This is a genomic window from Pseudanabaena sp. PCC 6802 (genome assembly GCF_000332175.1).
In the GTDB taxonomy this organism is placed as follows: domain Bacteria; phylum Cyanobacteriota; class Cyanobacteriia; order Pseudanabaenales; family Pseudanabaenaceae; genus PCC-6802.
The window spans coordinates 1,426,328-1,445,096 of the sequence record NZ_KB235914.1; the positions used below are offsets into that span (position 1 = coordinate 1,426,328).

16 protein-coding genes and 1 tRNA gene are annotated in these 18,769 nt (G+C 49.0%); 12 read left to right on the forward strand and 5 right to left on the reverse strand.

The window, feature by feature from the left end:
• Positions 1-250 precede the first annotated feature (250 nt).
• Together PSE6802_RS0111850 and PSE6802_RS0111855 are read left to right on the forward strand one after the other, a co-directional pair.
• The gene (locus PSE6802_RS0111850; protein WP_026103247.1) at positions 251-475 is read left to right on the forward strand and encodes a DUF433 domain-containing protein; all 225 of its coding nucleotides are present in this window, start codon (positions 251-253) and stop codon (positions 473-475) included.
• Positions 472-813: a DUF5615 family PIN-like protein gene (locus PSE6802_RS0111855; protein WP_019500276.1), complete on the forward strand. Its 342-nt coding sequence runs from the start codon at positions 472-474 to the stop codon at positions 811-813. Before PSE6802_RS0111850 ends, PSE6802_RS0111855 begins: the two co-directional genes overlap by 4 nt.
• Before the next feature lie 484 nt (positions 814-1,297).
• Here the strand turns inward: PSE6802_RS0111855 and PSE6802_RS0111860 are convergent, their stop codons facing one another.
• The 3 genes from PSE6802_RS0111860 to PSE6802_RS0111870 all read right to left on the reverse strand — a co-directional run bounded on the left by PSE6802_RS0111860 (position 1,298) and on the right by PSE6802_RS0111870 (position 5,132).
• A complete protein-coding gene (locus tag PSE6802_RS0111860) occupies positions 1,298-2,677 on the reverse strand; it encodes a DUF2330 domain-containing protein (RefSeq protein ID WP_026103248.1) in 1,380 nt (459 codons plus the stop codon).
• Positions 2,678-2,823: 146 nt separating this feature from the next.
• Positions 2,824-4,212: a DUF2330 domain-containing protein gene (locus PSE6802_RS0111865; RefSeq protein ID WP_019500278.1), complete on the reverse strand. Its 1,389-nt coding sequence runs from the start codon at positions 4,210-4,212 to the stop codon at positions 2,824-2,826.
• 2 nt (positions 4,213-4,214) lie between these two features.
• A complete protein-coding gene (locus tag PSE6802_RS0111870) occupies positions 4,215-5,132 on the reverse strand; it encodes an RnfABCDGE type electron transport complex subunit D (protein ID WP_019500279.1) in 918 nt (305 codons plus the stop codon).
• A 133-nt stretch (positions 5,133-5,265) separates the two neighbouring features.
• On the opposite strand from PSE6802_RS0111870, the gene PSE6802_RS0111875 reads away from it, so the two are divergent.
• The 6 genes from PSE6802_RS0111875 (at position 5,266) to PSE6802_RS0111900 (ending at position 12,280) form a co-directional block, all read left to right on the forward strand.
• Positions 5,266-7,917 (forward strand): CHAT domain-containing protein, encoded by a 2,652-nt coding sequence (locus tag PSE6802_RS0111875; protein ID WP_019500280.1) that lies wholly within the window; start codon positions 5,266-5,268, stop codon positions 7,915-7,917.
• Positions 7,918-8,022: 105 nt separating this feature from the next.
• Positions 8,023-9,768: a CHASE2 domain-containing protein gene (locus PSE6802_RS0111880; RefSeq protein WP_019500281.1), complete on the forward strand. Its 1,746-nt coding sequence runs from the start codon at positions 8,023-8,025 to the stop codon at positions 9,766-9,768.
• A 115-nt stretch (positions 9,769-9,883) separates the two neighbouring features.
• Positions 9,884-10,642, forward strand: a complete 759-nt coding sequence (locus tag PSE6802_RS0111885; protein ID WP_019500282.1) for a DUF928 domain-containing protein — start codon at positions 9,884-9,886, stop codon at positions 10,640-10,642.
• A 16-nt stretch (positions 10,643-10,658) separates the two neighbouring features.
• Positions 10,659-11,021 (forward strand): cupin domain-containing protein, encoded by a 363-nt coding sequence (locus PSE6802_RS0111890; protein ID WP_019500283.1) that lies wholly within the window; start codon positions 10,659-10,661, stop codon positions 11,019-11,021.
• Positions 11,022-11,056: 35 nt separating this feature from the next.
• Positions 11,057-11,356, forward strand: a complete 300-nt coding sequence (locus PSE6802_RS0111895) for a DUF3493 domain-containing protein (protein WP_019500284.1) — start codon at positions 11,057-11,059, stop codon at positions 11,354-11,356.
• 291 nt (positions 11,357-11,647) lie between these two features.
• Positions 11,648-12,280, forward strand: coding sequence for a hypothetical protein (locus PSE6802_RS0111900; RefSeq protein WP_019500285.1), 633 nt, complete (start codon positions 11,648-11,650; stop codon positions 12,278-12,280).
• Positions 12,281-12,470: 190 nt separating this feature from the next.
• Here the strand turns inward: PSE6802_RS0111900 and hpf are convergent, their stop codons facing one another.
• A complete protein-coding gene (gene hpf / locus PSE6802_RS0111905; RefSeq protein WP_019500286.1) occupies positions 12,471-13,058 on the reverse strand; it encodes a ribosome hibernation-promoting factor, HPF/YfiA family in 588 nt (195 codons plus the stop codon).
• 325 nt (positions 13,059-13,383) lie between these two features.
• Here hpf and PSE6802_RS0111910 point away from each other — a divergent pair, with 325 nt between their 5' ends.
• The 3 genes from PSE6802_RS0111910 to egtD all read left to right on the forward strand — a co-directional run bounded on the left by PSE6802_RS0111910 (position 13,384) and on the right by egtD (position 17,926).
• The gene (locus tag PSE6802_RS0111910) at positions 13,384-14,979 is read left to right on the forward strand and encodes a glucose-6-phosphate isomerase (protein WP_019500287.1); all 1,596 of its coding nucleotides are present in this window, start codon (positions 13,384-13,386) and stop codon (positions 14,977-14,979) included.
• 535 nt (positions 14,980-15,514) lie between these two features.
• A complete protein-coding gene (locus PSE6802_RS0111915; RefSeq protein ID WP_019500288.1) occupies positions 15,515-16,798 on the forward strand; it encodes a DinB family protein in 1,284 nt (427 codons plus the stop codon).
• Positions 16,799-16,903: 105 nt separating this feature from the next.
• Complete coding sequence (gene egtD, locus PSE6802_RS0111920; RefSeq protein ID WP_019500289.1) at positions 16,904-17,926, forward strand: L-histidine N(alpha)-methyltransferase; 1,023 nt, start codon at positions 16,904-16,906, stop codon at positions 17,924-17,926.
• 27 nt (positions 17,927-17,953) lie between these two features.
• Here the strand turns inward: egtD and ykgO are convergent, their stop codons facing one another.
• A complete protein-coding gene (gene ykgO / locus PSE6802_RS31935) occupies positions 17,954-18,079 on the reverse strand; it encodes a type B 50S ribosomal protein L36 (protein WP_071592284.1) in 126 nt (41 codons plus the stop codon).
• Positions 18,080-18,233: 154 nt separating this feature from the next.
• Between ykgO and PSE6802_RS0111925 the strand changes: the two genes are divergently transcribed.
• Positions 18,234-18,307 (forward strand) — tRNA-Pro (locus tag PSE6802_RS0111925).
• The last annotated feature ends 462 nt before the right edge of the window (positions 18,308-18,769 follow it).

Consider the following 18,769-nt stretch of genomic DNA (forward strand, 5'->3'; position numbering starts at 1 on the left):
TAGAATTAGGTGGGTGCTAGCGATAAAGGGGCGATCGCTCAGGGTAAAATGGAGGGGCAATGTTGAAACTGAGGGCAACCCTATGACATTGCGTCAACGACGTTACAGCAAAGAAGAGTTAGCTCGACGCGGGCAAGAACTCTATCGAAGTTTTGCGATCTTGCTGAAAGCGATCGGTGTGAGGAGCTATTTTTTGAGGAAACGAACAAACTTTTCGATAAACGTTTAGTATTGATGGAGGCTGTATCAAATGTCAAACTTATTTGAACGAATCACAGTGAATCCTAGACAGTGTGGTGGTCGCCCCTGTATCCGTGGCATGAGAATCCGAGTATCTGATGTTTTGGATCTATTTGCAGCAGGGCTGAGTGCTGAACAAATTTTGGAAGAACTACCAGATCTAGAAATGGATGACTTAAAAGCGGCACTTGCCTACGCTTCACGTAAACTCAATCACCCTGTTTTAGTCGCATGACAACGATTTGGATCGATGCGCACTTGTCACCTGCGATCGCAACTTGGATTACAGACACATTTGGAATTACCGCAGTAGCTTTACGCGATCTCGGATTGAGAGATGCTGAAGATCCTGAAATCTTTGAAGCAGCAAAAGCTCAAGGCGTTATATTTATGACTAAGGATAGCGATTTCGTAGATCTAGTTGAACGTTTGGCAGCACCGCCACAAATTATTTGGTTAACTTGTGGAAATACATCGAACGCTCGGTTACGTGAAATTCTAAGCTCGACTTTACCTGATGCATTAGAGTTATTGAGTTCTGGCGAAAAATTAGTAGAGATTAGTGGAGATTAACACAGCGGCAGAATTGGGTCGAGGAGAGATATTACTCTCTGCTCCTCCCAGTTAGATTAAGACCTGCGCGTTTCCGTGCGTCCGTATCCCAATATTCTGAGCTTTTGCTTTTGCTCATGTAGATGTAGTGGTAGGGTTGGCAGTTCCCACCTTGCCCCTTGGTACTTGCCAAACATCCAAAAAGAAACGTTTGGGCATTGCGATAATGATTCACTTACGCAGAGGTTAGAAGCTCCTGAGCAATCTATCAGGGTAATTGGTAGAATAGGCGGGTGCTATAGCGGTTTTCAGATGAAAACGAAAAGGGGGGGTGGCGGCGTTGCCCCCAAGAAGGGGAGGCAGGGCGGTCTTGGGGGTTCCCCGCTAGAGCTACTGCCGCGTTCCACCCCTTCACCCCGTCAATAAAACCTGTTTTCAATCAATTATTGGATCGAACCATTTAAAATCACCGAACTCTTAGCCAGAGTGAGACCTTAAACTCGATTCAACGCCAAATATTGCGCCAAAATGGCATGTTTGGGCTAGTTGTCGCAGTCACGCCTATTTTACGGCGGATATCCTGGATATCCCAGCCCGTGAGCGTGGCTAAGGTCTGAGCCTCCCGCTCGAAGCGCTTTGGTAAAGATCGCTTATATTCTTTCCCAGCTTCGCAGCTTGCTTCACCCTTGAAGGCGTGACGCATCACGTACCGCCCTTGGAACTGTTCGCGATTGGAAGTAGATTTGAAAATCAAATCCTCGGGGAAGCGATCGCGGGTGTAACGAATATGCAGGCGCGTAATAAATACACCACCACTAAATTGGGGATTGGGAAAGGGACGACGGCGACGGAACGGTACGGTTAATCCAGCAGGAGCACCAGAGTCCAACCAGAATACACCAGCTTGGCGCAACTCCTCTGGTGTCAGGGGATCGGCAGAGCAGGGGTCGCAGCTACTCATATCCCAGGCATATTCCATAAATGCGACTTTTCTGTCTTCGCGATCGTAGGCAGTCTTGAACATGGCCTTGTAGAAGTCACCGAATTCGTTTTTGACAAATACGGGAATCTCGTCGCCGGAGGGAACCTTAACCGTGCGATAGTTCGCTACTTCCACCTGTCCCTTCGGAGACAGCAGGTAGACGATCAAGTCCTGGGCGGCATTGGCGTTGACCATACCCAGGCGAATCGGCAGCATGAAGCGAGGCGATTCATACGCCATCATCAGAGGACGCAACAACTGCGAACCAGTTTTATCAAATTCCTTGAGATTCACCTTCGCTACGAAGAATTTCATGTTCTGGCGAATATAGGGTTGCAGCAATTGGCTTGCTCCTGCGGGAATGCGGTAGCCGTTTTCCGTCAGCCAGGTTTCCAGACCATCGGATTCCTTGGCACTGAGAATGAGAATGTCATATTCTCCTACAGTAAATCTCTCTTCGATGGTCACGCCCAATCCTCTTTCGTCCAACATACCTCTTGTTCCACCAGCAGTCCGTGATTGTAGCGGTGCATTTTTGAATACGCGATCGTATTCAACTATAGCACAGGGATCGGAATCGTAATATTCTACTAATCGCGGCGCACTAAAGGCGTCGAGGCGATCGAGAATCTTCGATTCTCCGACGCGCACCTGTTCTTTTTTGAGTAGAGTCGGTACTGGTACCACGATCGCAAAGTCTTTGACATCGCCTTTATAGTCGTTTGCCATAGTAAGAATGGTGCGATTGCTATCGCGGGCAATAATTACCTGTGATGCCTGGTTGTAGAGCTTCGTGTCGGCTTTGGCGACGTAGAAACCGCAGAACGCGGATGCTGGTAACGCAAAGGATAGGATTAATGCGAACACTAGAATTATGCTAATTAAGATTCTTAGTGGTTTCATGGCGATCGTTAATTTAGGAGTTTTCTCATAAATAAAATATCTATAGGGATCGTCTCCCTAGGGCTAACCAGATTATCCCCTAGGTTTGGGGCAGGCACGGGGGCGCTGCCCCTACAAGTATGGGTATGTTTCTAGTGGATATCTCCTTAGCGCCAAATATTGCGCCAAAATGGCGTGTTTGGAATGGTTGTCGCAGTCACGCCTATTTTACGGCGGATATCCTGGATATTCCAACCCGTGAGCGTGGCTAGGGTCTGAGCCTCCCGCTCGAAGCGCTTTGGTAAAGATCGCTTATATTCTTTCCCAGCTTCGCAGCTTGCTTCACCCTTGAAGGCGTGACGCATCACGTACCGCCCTTGGAACTGCTCGCGATTGGAAGTAGATTTGAAAATCAAATCCTCGGGGAAGCGATCGCGGGTGTAACGAATATGCAAGCGCGTAATAAATACACCGCCACTAAATTGGGGATTGGGAAAGGGACGACGGCGACGGAACGGTACGGTTAATCCAGCAGGAGCGCCAGAGTCTAACCAGAATACGCCAGCTTGGCGCAACTCCTCTGGTGTCAGGGGATCGGCAGAGCAGGGGTCGCAGCTACTCATATCCCAGGCATATTCCATAAATGCGACTTTTCTGTCTTCGCGATCGTAGGCAGTCTTGAACATGGCCTTGTAGAAGTCGCCGAATTCGTTTTTGACAAATACGGGAATCTCGTCGCCGGAGGGAACCTTAACCGTGCGATAGTTCGCTACTTCCACCTGTCCCTTCGGGGAAAGCAGGTAGACAATCAAGTCCTGGGCAGCATTGGCGTTGACCATACCCAAGCGAATCGGTAGCATGAATCGAGGCGACTCGTACGCCATCATCAGAGGACGCAGCAACTGCGAACCAGTTTTATCGAATTCCTTGAGATTCACCTTCGCCACAAAGAATTTCATGTTTTGACGGATATAGGGTTGGAGCAGTTCGCTAGCTCCTGCGGGAATGCGATAACCGTTCTCCGTCAGCCAGGTTTCCAGACCATCGGATTCCTTGGCACTGAGAATGAGAATGTCATATTCTCCTACAGTAAATCTCTCTTCGATAGTTACACCTAGCTTCCTCTCATCTCTAGCTCTACCTGTAGTGGCTGGTGCTACTGGGCGTGGAATAGCTTCATTGAGCCGATCGTACATCTCTACCACACAGGGATCGGAATCGTAATATTCCACTAGTCGCGGCGCGCTGAAGTCATCGAGGCGCTTCAGGATTTTTGCATCTCCCACCCGTACCTGTTCTTTTTTGAGTATGGTGGGAACGGGCACCACGATCGCAAAGTCTTTCACATCGCCCTGATAGTCGTTCGCCATAGTCAGAATCGTGCGATCGCCATCGCGGGCGATCGCTACCTGCGATGCCTGGTTGTAGAGCTTCGAGTCGGCTTTAGCAACGTAGAAACCGCAGAACGCGGATGCTGGCAGCGCCAAGGTCAGGACGAGCGCGATCGCCAGGACAATACTAGTTAAAGTTCTTGTTAAAGTTCTTGATGATTTCATAGTTATACCTGCCCGCCTAAACGCGATAATGGAGGTGAAAAGTTCCGATCGGCAGACATTTCCCATGTGAAACGCCTTTCCGCCCAGATGCGATCGAGCCAGATGGTCAACGGCGAGAGCATAAATAATGCCCAGAACATCGCTGTAGTAATAAAGAAGAAATTACTGAGGATAAATGTGAGAATAGCGATCGCTGCTGCCCAAATTAATCTTGCCGTTCGAGCGTTGGGAATCGAGCGCGGATCGGTAATCATAAACAGGGCGAACAGCAACAGGGAACCGCTCATCAGTCGATGTGCCAGGACATCCCAAGTCCAACCCAGATAGAGATTGCGGATCGTTTCCAGCAGAGCAAATGTCCCCAGGAATGCGACCGAAGTATCCCAGCGACCGACCCGCTTGAGAACTAAGCCACCGGCTCCAGCAAAAAGCAGGACGTACCAAATTTCGTCACCCCATTGTCCTGGCGAGACCCAAGCATCATTGGTCAGACACAGCGCGGCAATAATGCCAAAATTGCCTGGATTAAACCAGTGTTTGCCATTGGCGGTAAAGATAAACTTGCTTAAGATCGCCAAACAGGCAGCCAGCATCATGGTTTGGGGATGGGGCGATCGCAGTAGTAAACTCAAGCCCAAGGCAGTAATCGTAGCGCTACGCCAATTAAACTGCCAAAACTGCCAATGGAATTTTTGGGGGAGTACCTTCGTCCAAGGTGTCTTGCTATTAGCAACTGAAGTTCGCCACTGCATCGCTTGCAGACCTAATTGGGCCAGCCATTGCGTTAGCCAGCAGGTAATGAACGTAGCGGCAATTGTTTCGGGATGAAGCGTCCAATCTCTTGTACCTATGCCCAGGCAGAGAAAGGCAAGTAGGAATAGAATCTGATCGTCTCTAGCATCTTTTCTATGTAAAAGCATAGTGCGTTAGGTAGATAACGTGTTCGATCAGTATATAAACTTGCTATTTGTTTTAGGGCGATCGTTGCGTTTTCTGTAACACTTGATTCTAGTGCTAACGTAATTTGCACTCGTCTCTGAGAATGACTTGCTTATGCTAACCAAACTCTGCCGCCAGGTTTGTTCCTTCGTTTTAATCTTTGCGATCGGGTTGCTTCTGTGCGTTAAGTTTGACAATTTAATCGATGCTGCGATCGATCATCTGGCAAGCAACAAACAAAACGAACACTACGGGCAGGTCTTGGCGCAGCCGATATCTATCTCCCCCAGATCCCCATCGTCCCAAAATTTACTAGCACAGGGGATAAAGCTCTATCGGATGGGGAAATACAAGGCGGCGATCGCTCGGTGGGAACAAGCACTAGCCCTGCCTCTAACAGTTAAAGATAAAGCAGACATTCACAATAATCTGGCCCAGGCATATCGCCAGATCGGTCAAACGGAACTAGCGATCGCCCAGTGGCAGCAGGCGATCGCAATCTATCGCGCCGATAATTTTGCACGACCCACTAGAGATACTTTGCTTGCTGCCGCATTAATCGAGCAAGCTCAGATGTATAGCGATTTGGGACAGGATCGCAATGGCATTGCATTCGTGCAGGAGGCGATCGCGATCGCGCAACGGATACAGGATCGCAAACTAGAAGCGGCTGGTTTGGGAGTTCTGGGTAATGCTTACTGGCGATTGGGGCAATATGATGGTAGCGATCGCGATGACGATCGTATTGGCGATCGCGGCAGTAATAATATTCCTGCCAATGCTTTAGATGCTCATACCGCCAGCTTGCAAATTGCCCGTCAACTTAGCGATCCAACCTATGCGATCGCAGCTTTAAACAATCGCGGTAATACGTATTTTAGAAGGGCTGAGCGCTATCGCTGGCGAGCAGAAGCTGCCGATCTAGCTGGGGAAACCAAATCTCACCAACGATTTCGTCAACTGGCTGAAGATGACGAACGGGCAGCACGGCAGGATTACCAAGCCAGCGTGCAGCTAAGTCACCAAATTGGTGGTATGCCGGAAGTCCAAGCTTTGCTAGATCTCAATCAACTCTTGACTCGCACTGCTAATCCCGATCGCGTTGCCATCCAAACCAATCGCGATCGCATTTTGTCAATCGTACAAGCCCTGCCCGATTCTCAGGATAAAGCTTTTATCCTGACCAGGCTGGCGATGGAATTGCAACAGCAAAATCCCAATTCGAGCATCCAGTACCTTACTCAGGCGATCGCCACCGCCAGAAGCATAGAACACAAACGTGCGGAGTCTTTCGCGCTCGGCTCTCTGGGACATGTTTACGAAACCCTGCAACAGTACGATCGCGCTTTAGATCTAACGCGGCAAGCCCAGAATATCGCCCAAGTGGTAAATGCCAGCGATAGCCTCTATCGCTGGCAGTGGCAGGCGGGACGCATCCTCAAAAACACCAACGAATTAGAGGCGGCGATCTCTGCCTATCGCGGCGCGATCGCGACCTTGCAAACTATTCGCAGCGATCTGATTTCCGCCGATCGAGAGCAACAGTTTAACTTTCGCGACTCCGTGGAGCCAGTTTATCGGGAGCTAATCGATCTGCTCCTCTCGGAAGTTCCCAGCAGCATCGCACCCAATCCAAACAGGATTAACGAAGCGTTGAATACTTTGGAGTTATTGAAGCTAGCGGAACTGCAAAATTTCTTTGGCGATGAATGCGTGCAAGTAGCGAGAGATAGGGCAAAGGCTAGCAACCCGTTGCGCGATCCTAAAACTGCCATTATTTATTCTATTGTCCTGGATCGGCATACCGTGCTAGTTTTGCGATCGCCAGGTACCGATCGATTGAAGCGCTACACCGTTAAAATTGCCGCCCGCGATCTGCGATCGCAAGTAGATCGATTGCGGCAACTTCTAGAGAATCAGGCAACGGAAGAGTATTTGCCAGTCGCCCAGCAAGTATACGATCTGCTGATCCGTCCTCTAGAGACAGATCTGGCCGCAATTAAACCGGACACGCTCGTATTTATCCAGGATGGGGATCTGCGCAAGTTACCCATGTCCGCTCTGCATGACGGTCAGAAATTCTCGATCGAAAAGTACGCGATCGCAACCACTCCTAGCTTAGAGTTGACCGCTTTGACTGCACCGACTTCGGATCGCGATCGCGCCCAAAGCCGTGCCTTGATTCTAGGTGTCACTGCCGCCAGTCCGCCCTTTGCCGCCCTGCCAAATGTAGCAATGGAAACCAGTCAGGTTCAACAAATTATGGGCGGTACCGCATTCATAGATACAGAATTCACCCTGGAACGTCTGACTCAACATTTACGCAATGAAGACTACCGCATTCTCCATATTGCCACTCACGGTAAGTTTGGTGCCAGTCCCGCCGACACGTTTCTGGTGGGAGGGAACAACACGCGCATTAACATTGTCGAACTCGATAAGCTGATCGGCGCGCGTAAATATAAACAGGCGATCGAGTTGCTGACCCTCAGTGCCTGCCAGACAGCCACAGGAGATAATCGCTCCACGTTGGGCATGGCAGGCATAGCAGTGCGCTCTGGTGCGGTCAGCGCGATCGCCACCCTATGGTTTATCAACGATGAGTCTACGGTGCCGCTAATTGCCGAATTTTATCAGCAGTTTCGCCATGCTAACATCACTAAAGCCGAAGCCCTGAGAAGAGCGCAGATGAAATTAATTAGCGATCGCGACTACAATCATCCTGCCATCTGGTCGCCGTTTATTCTAATTGGAAGCTGGCTGTAGGGAGATCGCCCGCCAATTCTGGGTAACTTTAAAAAATCTGTCTCCTTCAATTTCTGGGATTGGGAATTCATCAAGAAGCATTGGCAGGTAAAAAACGCATCGAGTATGGCACGCGCAATTAGGCAGACGATGGCGAGATGGCTGCCAGTTTTACTGGCTGCTACTGGTGTCACAGTCTCGATTCTGGTGCTGCGTTTGTTGGGCTGGCTGCAAGTGTGGGAATTAGGTATGTTCGATCGCTTTATGACACTGCGTCCCCCAGAAACCAAAGACGATCGCATTCTGATTGTGGGCATTAATGAAGCCGATCTGCGCAAAATAGGCAGATGGCCGGTATCCGATGCCGTCTTAGCCCAGGCGATCGCAAAGATCGAGCAAGCCCAACCCAAAGCGATCGGACTGGATCTCTTTCGCGATCTCCCCGTCGAGCCGGGTTATGCCGAACTGCAGCGCATATTCCAAAATACGCCTAATCTAATTGGTGTAGAGAAGAAGGTGGGCGACACTTATAGTGCTACTGTCGCGCCGCCGCCGCTTTTAAAACAGCAGGGTAAGGTAGGTTTAGCGGATGCCGTCCTCGATCCTGATGGTAAGCTGAGGCGAGGCTTGCTTTATCTTACCGATGCCGACGGTACATTTCATGAAAGCCTGGGTCTTCGCTTAGCTCTAATTTATTTAGCAGCGCGTAACATCGAACCGGAGGCAGGAGTAAACCATCAGCTAAAGCTGGGTAAAGCCACGTTTCGGCAATTTAAAACCTATGATGGTGGCTATGTCGAGGCCGATGATGGTGGTTACCAAATTCTCATCAATTGGCGCGGCCCCGCCCGTAGTTTTACAACCGTATCGCTCACACAAATCCTGGAGAACCAGGTTGCCGCCCACCTCATCCGCGATCGCGTTGTTTTAATCGGTAGCAATGCTACTAGCGTAAAGGATGTTATCTTCACACCCTATAGCATAAATTCAGGCGCTTACATGCCAGAACACATGACCGGGGTAGAAACCCAGGCAAACTTAACCAGCCAGATTATCAGCGCAGCCCTCGATGGACGTAGTGCTATTAACTACTGGGACGAATGGCTGGAATGGGTATGGATTTGGGGTTGGGCGATTGGTGGCGCTGCCTTAAGTTGGACTTTGCGATCGCCATTTGCGATCGCGACTGTCATCTCGTTTGCTGGAGCTGGTTTAACGACCGTTTGCTATCTTGCCTTTGTCGCAGGGTGGTGGCTCCCAATTGTACCCACTAGTATGACTTTAGCTGGTGCCGCGATCGTAGTCATGGCTTACAAAAACCAATCCCTACACCATCGCAATCGACAATTGCAAGCACTGGCAACCGTTGATAGCCTGACGGAATTAGCCAACCGCCGCCGCTTTGACGAGTACCTGAATCAAGAATGGCTGCGTCTATTGCGAGAAGGAGGCGGGCGATCGCTGGCATTAATTCTTGGCGATATCGATCGCTTCAAAGCCTATAACGATAACTACGGTCACCAGGCTGGGGACTTATGTTTGAAACGAGTTGCCCTTGCGATCGCAGGCGTATTGTATCGACCTACAGACTTAGCTGCACGCTACGGTGGCGAGGAATTTGCGATCGTGCTGCCCTATACGGACATGAACGGGGCAATAAAGATTGTAGAGGACATTAGAAAGGAGCTTAAAGTTTTGGCAATTCCCCATGAAACTTCAGCGAGCAAATATGTCACAATGAGCTTGGGGGTGGCCGTGACTATTCCTCAGTTTCATAAATCTCCTACAGAGCTAATTGCTGAGGCCGATCGCTTGCTTTATCAAGCTAAGCGGTTGGGAAGAGACTGTTATGCAATTGAAAACGTAGAGTAAAAGCAACCTAACAGCCGTTTAGCTACGCTAAAAGTTACAAGAAGGGTTCCCACCTATGTTCGCAAATCGACGAATATCTCAGAAGTCATTCCAGAGCCTCTGCTCCTATAAGTTAATGACTCAGTTAGTCGCTCCAATTGCTGGAGCCAGTTCGCTGCTATTTCTCCAATTCTCTGCACCGCAGATATCCCATCAGGACTTTCCAAATCTGCCAGTTCTTACTAACTTACTCAGTTCTCCTGCTCTAGCATCTTCGCGCCGCATCACCTACATACCCCCAAATAACGGCTCGCCCAGGCGAACCACTAGCAATGCTTCGCGGGGCTGCGATAATCTATCCCATCTCTCGCTCTATCTGTTAGCCCCCAGAGATCGCGTTGGTACAACCGCATCAGATCGCCCCACGCTTGCTTGGTATATCTCCAGAGTGCCCGACGTACCTGTGGAGTTTGCTCTAGTGGAAGAAGGCGTGCCGACACCGCTATGGAAGCAAAAAATAGAAGTACAAAAGGCTGGGATCGCTACAATTTCCCTACCTGAAAATTCGCCCCATTTAGTAGAGGGGCGAGAATATAAATGGTCTATACGGTTGATTTGCAACCCGGTATCGCCTTCTGCCGCACCACCTTATATTAGTTGGATGCGTAAGGTACCTCTACCTGAAGCATTGCGATCGCGTCTAAGCACTGCTACTTCCAATCGCGATCGCGCTTTTCTGTACGCCCAAGCAGGCATGTGGTACGATGCCGTTGCCGCAACGGTTAATCAATTCAGCGATCGCAGTGCTTCCCAATCTGAAGTCATGGCCGACCTGCGATCGTTACTCAGTCAGGCTGGGTTACCGCCATTAGCCAACAGCAATGATATGAAATGACATGGGATAAAATTTTGTGGCAAAAACAACAGCAACATATTGGAACCCATTGAGTCCGGCCAATAGAAATAAATGGCATCCCATCCAAGGACTTGAGGGTATTGCTGAAGAACTAACCCTCAGTATTGACGAGGAGACGGGTGAATATACTCGTTTAACTCGATTTTACCCAGGTGCGGATACAACTCCCTGTGGTGGCAAAAGTCATGCCTATCCCGAAGAGATTTTGATCGTGAGCGGTCGTTTGTACGATCGAGCGTTCGATTTGTGGCTAGAAACCGGACACTATGCCAGCAGACCCCCTGATGAGGTGCATGGCCCCTTTAAAACCGATATCGGATGTGTTGTACTTGAGATATCATTTCCTAACAGAGTGTAAGATTGAAAATTGATGCTAGTGTGGCAAATATCAAAATGACTGACCCAAGTTTTGAGCAGAATGGCAGGCAGAAAACGATCGCAGAACAACTCAAGCACAGCGATCCGCAAAAATACGCTCGCCTCAAAGCGGAAGCACAAGCACCATATCGGGGACTGCGGAAATTTATCTACGTTACCTTAGCGGCTTGGGGTGGCATCGGTGCGTTTGTGTTTTTGACAGCGCTGCTGGCAGGTAAAGGTGATACTAACACCAACCTGAGCAATCTCGTGCTTCAACTCGCTCTAGTTGGTTTAATGATTTTCCTGTTTCGTCGCGATCGCCCTAATCCTTAGGCGCTCAAGTAGCACCATCTTTAGTAACTTCTATCTCAATGCGATAGTCGCCAGCTCGAATGCGATTAAAGGAGACTGCTTGCCTTCATCCATTTCCTTGTTGAGATAATAATCTTCGATTGAACAACGCTATAGCTATAAAACGAGAATTTGAAACTGGCGATCGCATTGAGATATGCATACTGGTAAGGACGAAGTTCTGAGATCGTGCGGAAAAATGCAAGATTTCCAGTTTTCTTTCGTGTTAAGTTTTTATTAATTTGCAAATTTTGATAGGTGTTTGGAGTTGCTATGCGTAATCTATCATTTGGTATTTTTACCGCCATTCTGGCAGGAGCGTTGTGTCAGCCAGTCCAGGCTATTCCCTTAAAGGGAAAATTTGTTAATCCCGTTGTCAATCAAGATCCCGAACGGGGCAGCTTTGCCACTGCCGATATGGAAGCACTGCTGGCGGTGCAAGCCGTCAAAACCCCCATTAATCTTCCCAGCACTGCCTATGAGTATAGCGAGGAGATTAGAAAGGCGAGGTTTATGGTAGAGCGATCTGCAAAAACTAATTTTGCCGATTCCTATGCGGTCAAATCTCTCCAGTCGGCCATTGATAATCACGCCCTCGCCCTACAATTCTGGCGTGACTGCATCAATGCTCGCACCGATTTTATGTGCGATGAGAAATTGCCCTCCGTGGCAGAAGTCTTAGCTCGTTACCCCAAACCGCGCAAGATTGAAACCATTGCCCCCATATCTGTAGTCGAGGCGCTGCGCCGCTATCCCAAGCCCTGGGTGGCGACGCGAGTACGGGCAACCCTACGCGAAGTGGTGGAGTACGTTCCCGCCTCGGAACACAAGAAAGTGCTGGAATTGCTGTGGCAAAAGGCAGCACAGGATACCAAACAAGCAGCGATCGCCCTGGGCAGACCCTAGCAATCCAAATAAGCAATCTAAAATGTTTGTTGCAACTGACTCAGATCGCCTCCAGCTTTGCCGGAGGCGATCTGAGCTAGTATGCTGAAACAAAGGTTTTGAAGGGGGTGAAGGGCTTTAAACCCCTTCCGGGGGCGCAGCCCCTACTCCTCCGCGTTGCCAAATTTATGACTTGCAACACTAAGTTTAGCTAATGGTTACTAGCAGAGCCGTTAGCTACATGAGGTTGAATTACACCGTAGCCCCCGTGATTGCGCTCGTAAACAACATTGATTTCCCCGGTACTGACGTTGCGGAATACGAAAAAGTCATGATCGACTAGATCGAGATGCTCGACCGCCTCGTCAATCGTCATAGGGTTCATGATGAAGTACTTGTTCCGCACAACTTGAGCTGGCAATTCTAGGGTCTGGTTATCCTTAGGCAAAGATGCTGGAGCCGTCTCTGCAAAAGCTAGAGCAGTTTTAATGCCGGTCTTACTATTCTTCCTTTCTTTAAATTTACGCAGTTTACGAGCAATTTTATCAGCGACCAGATCTATACTGGCGTAGAGGTTTTCGCTCTTTTCTTCCGCACGAATTACCGCACCGTTAGCATAGATGGTTACTTCTGCGGCTTGTTTAGATGTAATGCGTGGATTACGCGCAACGGACAGGTGTACGTCTACTTCTGTAGTCAGCGATTTAAAATGGCTGACGGCCTTGTCAATTTTTTGACTGACGTACTCGCGAATAGCATCAGTGACTTCGATGTTCTTGCCTTGGATTACAAGTTTCATATATTGACCTCGCTTTGCGGTACCAACCAGTGGGAAAATCTAAGATAATAGCTGTAGCCATAAGGCTGAGGGTGGGTTGCAGGGTTGTCACCCTGGCGTGGGGTACCCCACACACCCTTTGTATTAACCGAAGTGTCTGCAACTATACAATTCTTAGGATTTAAGAGATTTTAGCAAGCTCAATTACTGGTCGATCTATAGGATCACCATATCATCAACTATAGGCAATAACTGGAAATGCAAACTGTTCTTAACATCTGGTTAATATCTGGTAAAAGGAACCGCTCGCAGGCTAATGTTTTTATATGTTAAGGACTAAATCAAGATGAATTCAGCTACAGAGTTGTGGCAACGTTATCAAGACTGGCTGTACTATCACCCTGAGTTAGGCTTTTACCTCGATATCAGCCGCATGCGGTTTACAGATGCCTTTGTCGCCATGATGAAGTCAAAGTTCGAGCGGGCGTTCGCCGATATGCAAGCTTTAGAAGCAGGGGCGATCGCTAACCCAGACGAACAGCGCATGGTGGGGCATTACTGGTTGCGCCGTCCCGAGTTGGCTCCTGCAGAGACGTTGCGCCAGGACATTATCACAACGATCGAACGGGTAGAAGCATTTGCTAAAGCGATCCATACAGGGGCAATTCACCCACCCGATCGGCCCAAATTTACGGATATCCTCTCAATTGGGATTGGCGGCTCGGCTCTAGGGCCGCAGTTCGTGTCGCAGGCATTGGCAGGTGCCCGTCCACCCCTCAAAATTAGTTTTATTGACAATACCGATCCCGATGGGATCGATCTGGTTCTAGGACAACTGGGCGATCGCCTTGCTACGACGTTGGCGATCGTAATTTCTAAATCAGGCGGTACGCCCGAAGCCGCCAACGGCATGAAGGAAGTCCAGTACGCCTACAAGCAAGCTGGACTGGATTTTGCTAAATATGCCGTAGCAGTGACGGGGATAGGTAGCGGACTGGAAAAGCTAGCCAAGTCAGAGGGATGGCTCGATGTTTTCCCCATGCACGACTGGATAGGGGGACGCACCTCAGAATTATCTGCTGTGGGCTTATTACCTGCTGCTTTAGAAGGCATAGATATTCGCGGGATGTTAGCAGGGGCAAGAATGATGGACGAGGCAACCCGCGTACAGGACCTCAAACAAAATCCAGCAGCGCTATTGGCGATGTCATGGTATTTCTCCGGCAATGGCAAGGGAGAAAAGGATATGGTCGTGTTGCCATACAAAGATCGGCTCTTGCTATTTAGCCGTTACCTGCAACAGCTCGTGATGGAATCGCTAGGTAAAGAGAAAGACCTGGACGGTAACGTTGTCTACCAAGGCATAGCCGTCTACGGCAATAAAGGCTCCACCGATCAGCACGCTTACGTGCAGCAACTGCGCGAGGGCATACCCAACTTTTTCCTCACATTTATTGAGGTATTAGCCGATACGACTGATAACAGTTTCCATCCAGAGCTAGAACCTGGTGTTACCTCTGGCGATTACCTGTCAGGGTTATTGCAGGGTTCCCGTCAGGCACTGTATGACAACGGACGCGACTCGATTACGGTAACAATTCCTACGGTTTCAGGAGTGACTGTGGGGGCTTTGATCGCTCTGTACGAAAGAGCCGTGAGTTTCTATGCTTCGCTAGTGAATATTAATGCCTACCACCAACCAGGCGTGGAAGCAGGTAAAAAAGCGGCGGCGCAGGTGCTGGAGTTGCAGAAGCGAGTTGTTCGGGCTTTAACAACGGAAGCCCAGCCAATTTCAATTTACCAACTGGCGGCAAAAATTGATGCCATTAGCGACACCGAAACTATTTATCGCATTCTGCGACACCTGGCAGCCAATGGCAAAGTCCATTTGGAAGGGAGCATGGGTAAGCCCTCCAGTTTACTTGTATCAGTTAGTCGCTAGAGGGGGTTTGAAATGTTTCCTAAATCGCTAGATTAGACCCCTGCCCCCAATTTTGAGGGGTTCTGAAGCTCAAAGTCCCCTTTTTCAGGGGGTTGGGGGATCGAATCCAGCATCTTCAGTCTTTTTAGAGATGTGTGTACGCGGTAGAGGGAGAAGGGCAGCACGATGCTTCGCCTCGCTAGCTAGCTATAGCCAATAGGCTTAGGACGGGGTGAAGGGGTGGAACCCCTTCACCCCGTCCTAATAGATCTGTCTACGGCTATAGTTTCAAGTCCTTCCGCGTAAGGTGAGTCAATAAAATCTAGCAAGATCTAACCCTGGATTCAGGAAATTCTCATTTAACGCAAAGTGTTATTTGCTAAAAATAACCTTATACCAATTTGAACAGTAAACACGACAGATCGAACGGGGTGAAGGGGTTCTACCTCTGCGTGGTGGCAACGCCCCACCCCCCATCTGTAACCACAAGAATTTAAATTGGTATTAGATCGCGGCTTTTAGGTTTAAGCTGATTCTTGGACGATAGAAAAAGTGAATGGTTAGCAATTACACACTTTCCTTGCAAAAGCAACAGATTTTGCAGCGCCTCATGCAATCTCGTTCCTCTACCCTGAGTTTGGTCGCAGGGCTTGACCCTGAGATATTCCGCACCCAGGCCCATTCCGACTTTAGTCCTGTAGGGTGGCATTTCGGGCATATTGGTTACACCGAGTCGGTGTGGCTGCTAAGACGATGCGCCAAACTAGCCCCCATAGAACCGAGCTACGATCGCCTGTTTGCCGCCGACAGCTTACCCAAGCGAGAGCGCACTAACCTACCCACCTATGCTGAAATATGCGACTACCTGAAGCGCATCCGTCAAGATGTATGCAGCTACCTGGAAGAGATTAGCGATCGAGAAATGCGATCGCAGGAAAAATTATGGTACTGGCTTGTCCAACACGAAAGTCAACACTGCGAAACGATCGCGATCGTCCTCCAAATGCTGGGTCATAATCGACATCCTCCAGCTCTACTTGTGCGCAATAACTCAAGTGGTAACGGTGACAGAGATACGGATTTAACCGAAATGGTGCAAATCCCGGCGGGGAGTTTTGTGCAGGGTTACAGCGCGATCGATGCCCTAGATAACGAGCTAGGCGAGCATCAGGTCGATTTACCCACCTACTGGCTCGATCGCTATCCCGTCACGCGAGCCGCTTACCAAGAATTTATCGATGCCGATGGCTACAAGCAGCAACGTTGGTGGTCGGATGCAGGTTGGCAATGGTTAGAGAGTTACCGAACTGAGATGCCATCCCCACAGCCTCTATATTGGCAGTCCTGGGCAGTAACAGACGAGCATCCCGTATGCGGCGCGAGCTGGTATGAGGCAGATGCCTACGCCCGGTTTCGCGGCAAAAGGCTTCCCACAGAAGCCGAATGGGAAAAGGCTGCCAGGTGGAATCCCCACATGCATCGCAGCCAAATCTACCCCTGGGGAGACTCATCCCCAGAGCAACTCCATTGCAACCACAATCAGTTCCAAGGTATGACCACTCCTGTCAATGCTTTCCCATTGGGGCAAAGTGCCTATGGCTGCTATGACATGCTCGGTAATGTTTGGGAATGGACTGCCAGCTTGTTTCAGCCCTATCCAGCTTTTAGCAGTTTTCCTTACCCTGGCTATTCCAGTACCTATTTCGATCGCTCCCATTACGTACTTAAGGGGGGAAGCTGGGCCACTCGCCCTTGGGCATTACGTGTCTCCTTCCGCAATTGGTACTACCCCCACGTACGCCAGATTTTTGCTGGTTTTCGCTGTGCAAGGGATGCCTAAGCTGTTGGATCGATTTCTGAAATTGAGATTTCTCTCTTTGGAGATGTTTCGTACACCAACCTCACACTGCCAAAATATAACAAGCTATACCAATTGAGGAGAATTATGGCAATTTCTAAGGCTGAGTCTGAGGTTTCTAAAGCTATGCTGGGCGATCGCCTTTTTCTGGAGCGTTTAGTCAATGCAACGGACTCAGTCTATACCTCTGGTGCTGATGTAGTAAGTGGCTTGAGCCAGCAGCCTAAAACCCTACCTGCCAAGTATTTTTATGACGATCGCGGCTCCGAGCTATTCGAGCAGATTTGCCAACTGCCGGAATATTATCTAACCCGTACCGAGACTTCAATTCTGCAAGCATGTGCGCTCGACATTGCCAAAATTACGGGGCCTTGCGAACTAGTTGAGTTAGGTAGCGGTAGCGCAACTAAAACGCGGATTTTGCTGGATGCCTATACAGAGATGGGTTACCCCCTGCACTACCTTCCAATTGACATCAGCACGGGCATCTTGGAAAGCAGTGCCCTCGATCTTCTGCATGATTACCCAACCCTTAAAGTACACGGTTTAGTCGGTACCTACGAACTTGCCTTAGAACGATTAAGCCTGCCGCATTTGCCCACACGGACGATCTGTTTTCTGGGCAGTACGCTCGGCAACTTAAACAATCGGGAGTGCGATCTATTTTTCAACAGAATTGCATCTACTCTGAACAAAGGCGAGTATTTCTTGCTAGGTGTGGATTTACAGAAACCAATAGAAATACTGGAAGCAGCCTATAACGACGATCGAGGTGTAACTGCCCAATTTAACTTGAATATGCTGCGCCACTTAAATCACAGATTTGACGGTGACTTCGATCTGACTCAGTTCAACCACCAGGCATTTTACAACCTCTCCGAGCATCAGATCGAAATGCACCTGCGCAGTTTGAAACCTCAGTCTGTGAAGTTGCGATCGCTAGATCTAACAATTAATTTCGCCCCAGATGAAACAATCCGCACCGAAATTTCGCGCAAATTTGACACCCAAAAACTAACCCAAACCCTTGAAAATATTGGCCTAGCCAGAGTTAAAACCTGGACAGATCGCAATCGATGGTTTGGGCTTTTACTTATGCAAATGTCTTGAAGCGAGACGCGATCGAGCTAGTAAAAACTAGCCCTGGCGAGCTTTGAATTTGGGATTGCTTTTGCAAATCACATAAATCTTGCCACGACGGCGCACCACCTTACAGTCTTTGTGGCGAGTTTTTGCAGACTTGAGCGAACTTAGGACTTTCATGGCAGGACTATTTCAAGGTTTTAAAATTCAAAAATTCAAACACGGTCTTTTATTCTACCATAGGCCAGTAATAATTAAGCCTGAAAATTTGCGTGGGTCGCAGTAATGGTTTGATTACTTTTGCAAACCCTGCTAGGATTGAATTCTATTACACCGGGATGTAGCGCAGCTTGGTAGCGCACCTCGTTCGGGACGAGGGGGTCGAAGGTTCAAATCCTTTCATCCCGATTACTGCAAATCCTTTCCAGAAAAGCGTTTCCACCTCTTTCTGAAACCGACTTAGCACTTCGTTATTGAGAATGCACTGCTACGTTTTGCTATGGGTTGCCACATTTTAAAGGGTTTTCGGGTACGATTATGGGTACGGTATTTCGTACCCAACGTATGGGCAAAAAGAGCATTGTTAGCATTGAGCGATCGCGTCCTGAGGTTACGCTGGCGACATAACTGTAAACGGCACTGTGTGGCTCTGGGACTACAAGATAGCCTGACCAGTAGAGTTGACAGAGATATTTGGACAAAAATTTTCAGACAGCCTCCAACTTTCAGAATCTTCACGTAAGGAAAGAATAGGTCTGGTAAAAGCAGCTTGGGATTACGGCATAAAACTTAATCTCGTTCAGCGCAATCCTTGGGAAGCAGTGCTGCGCAAAATTACAGTACCACCCCAACAAGCGCCGAAGCCTTTCA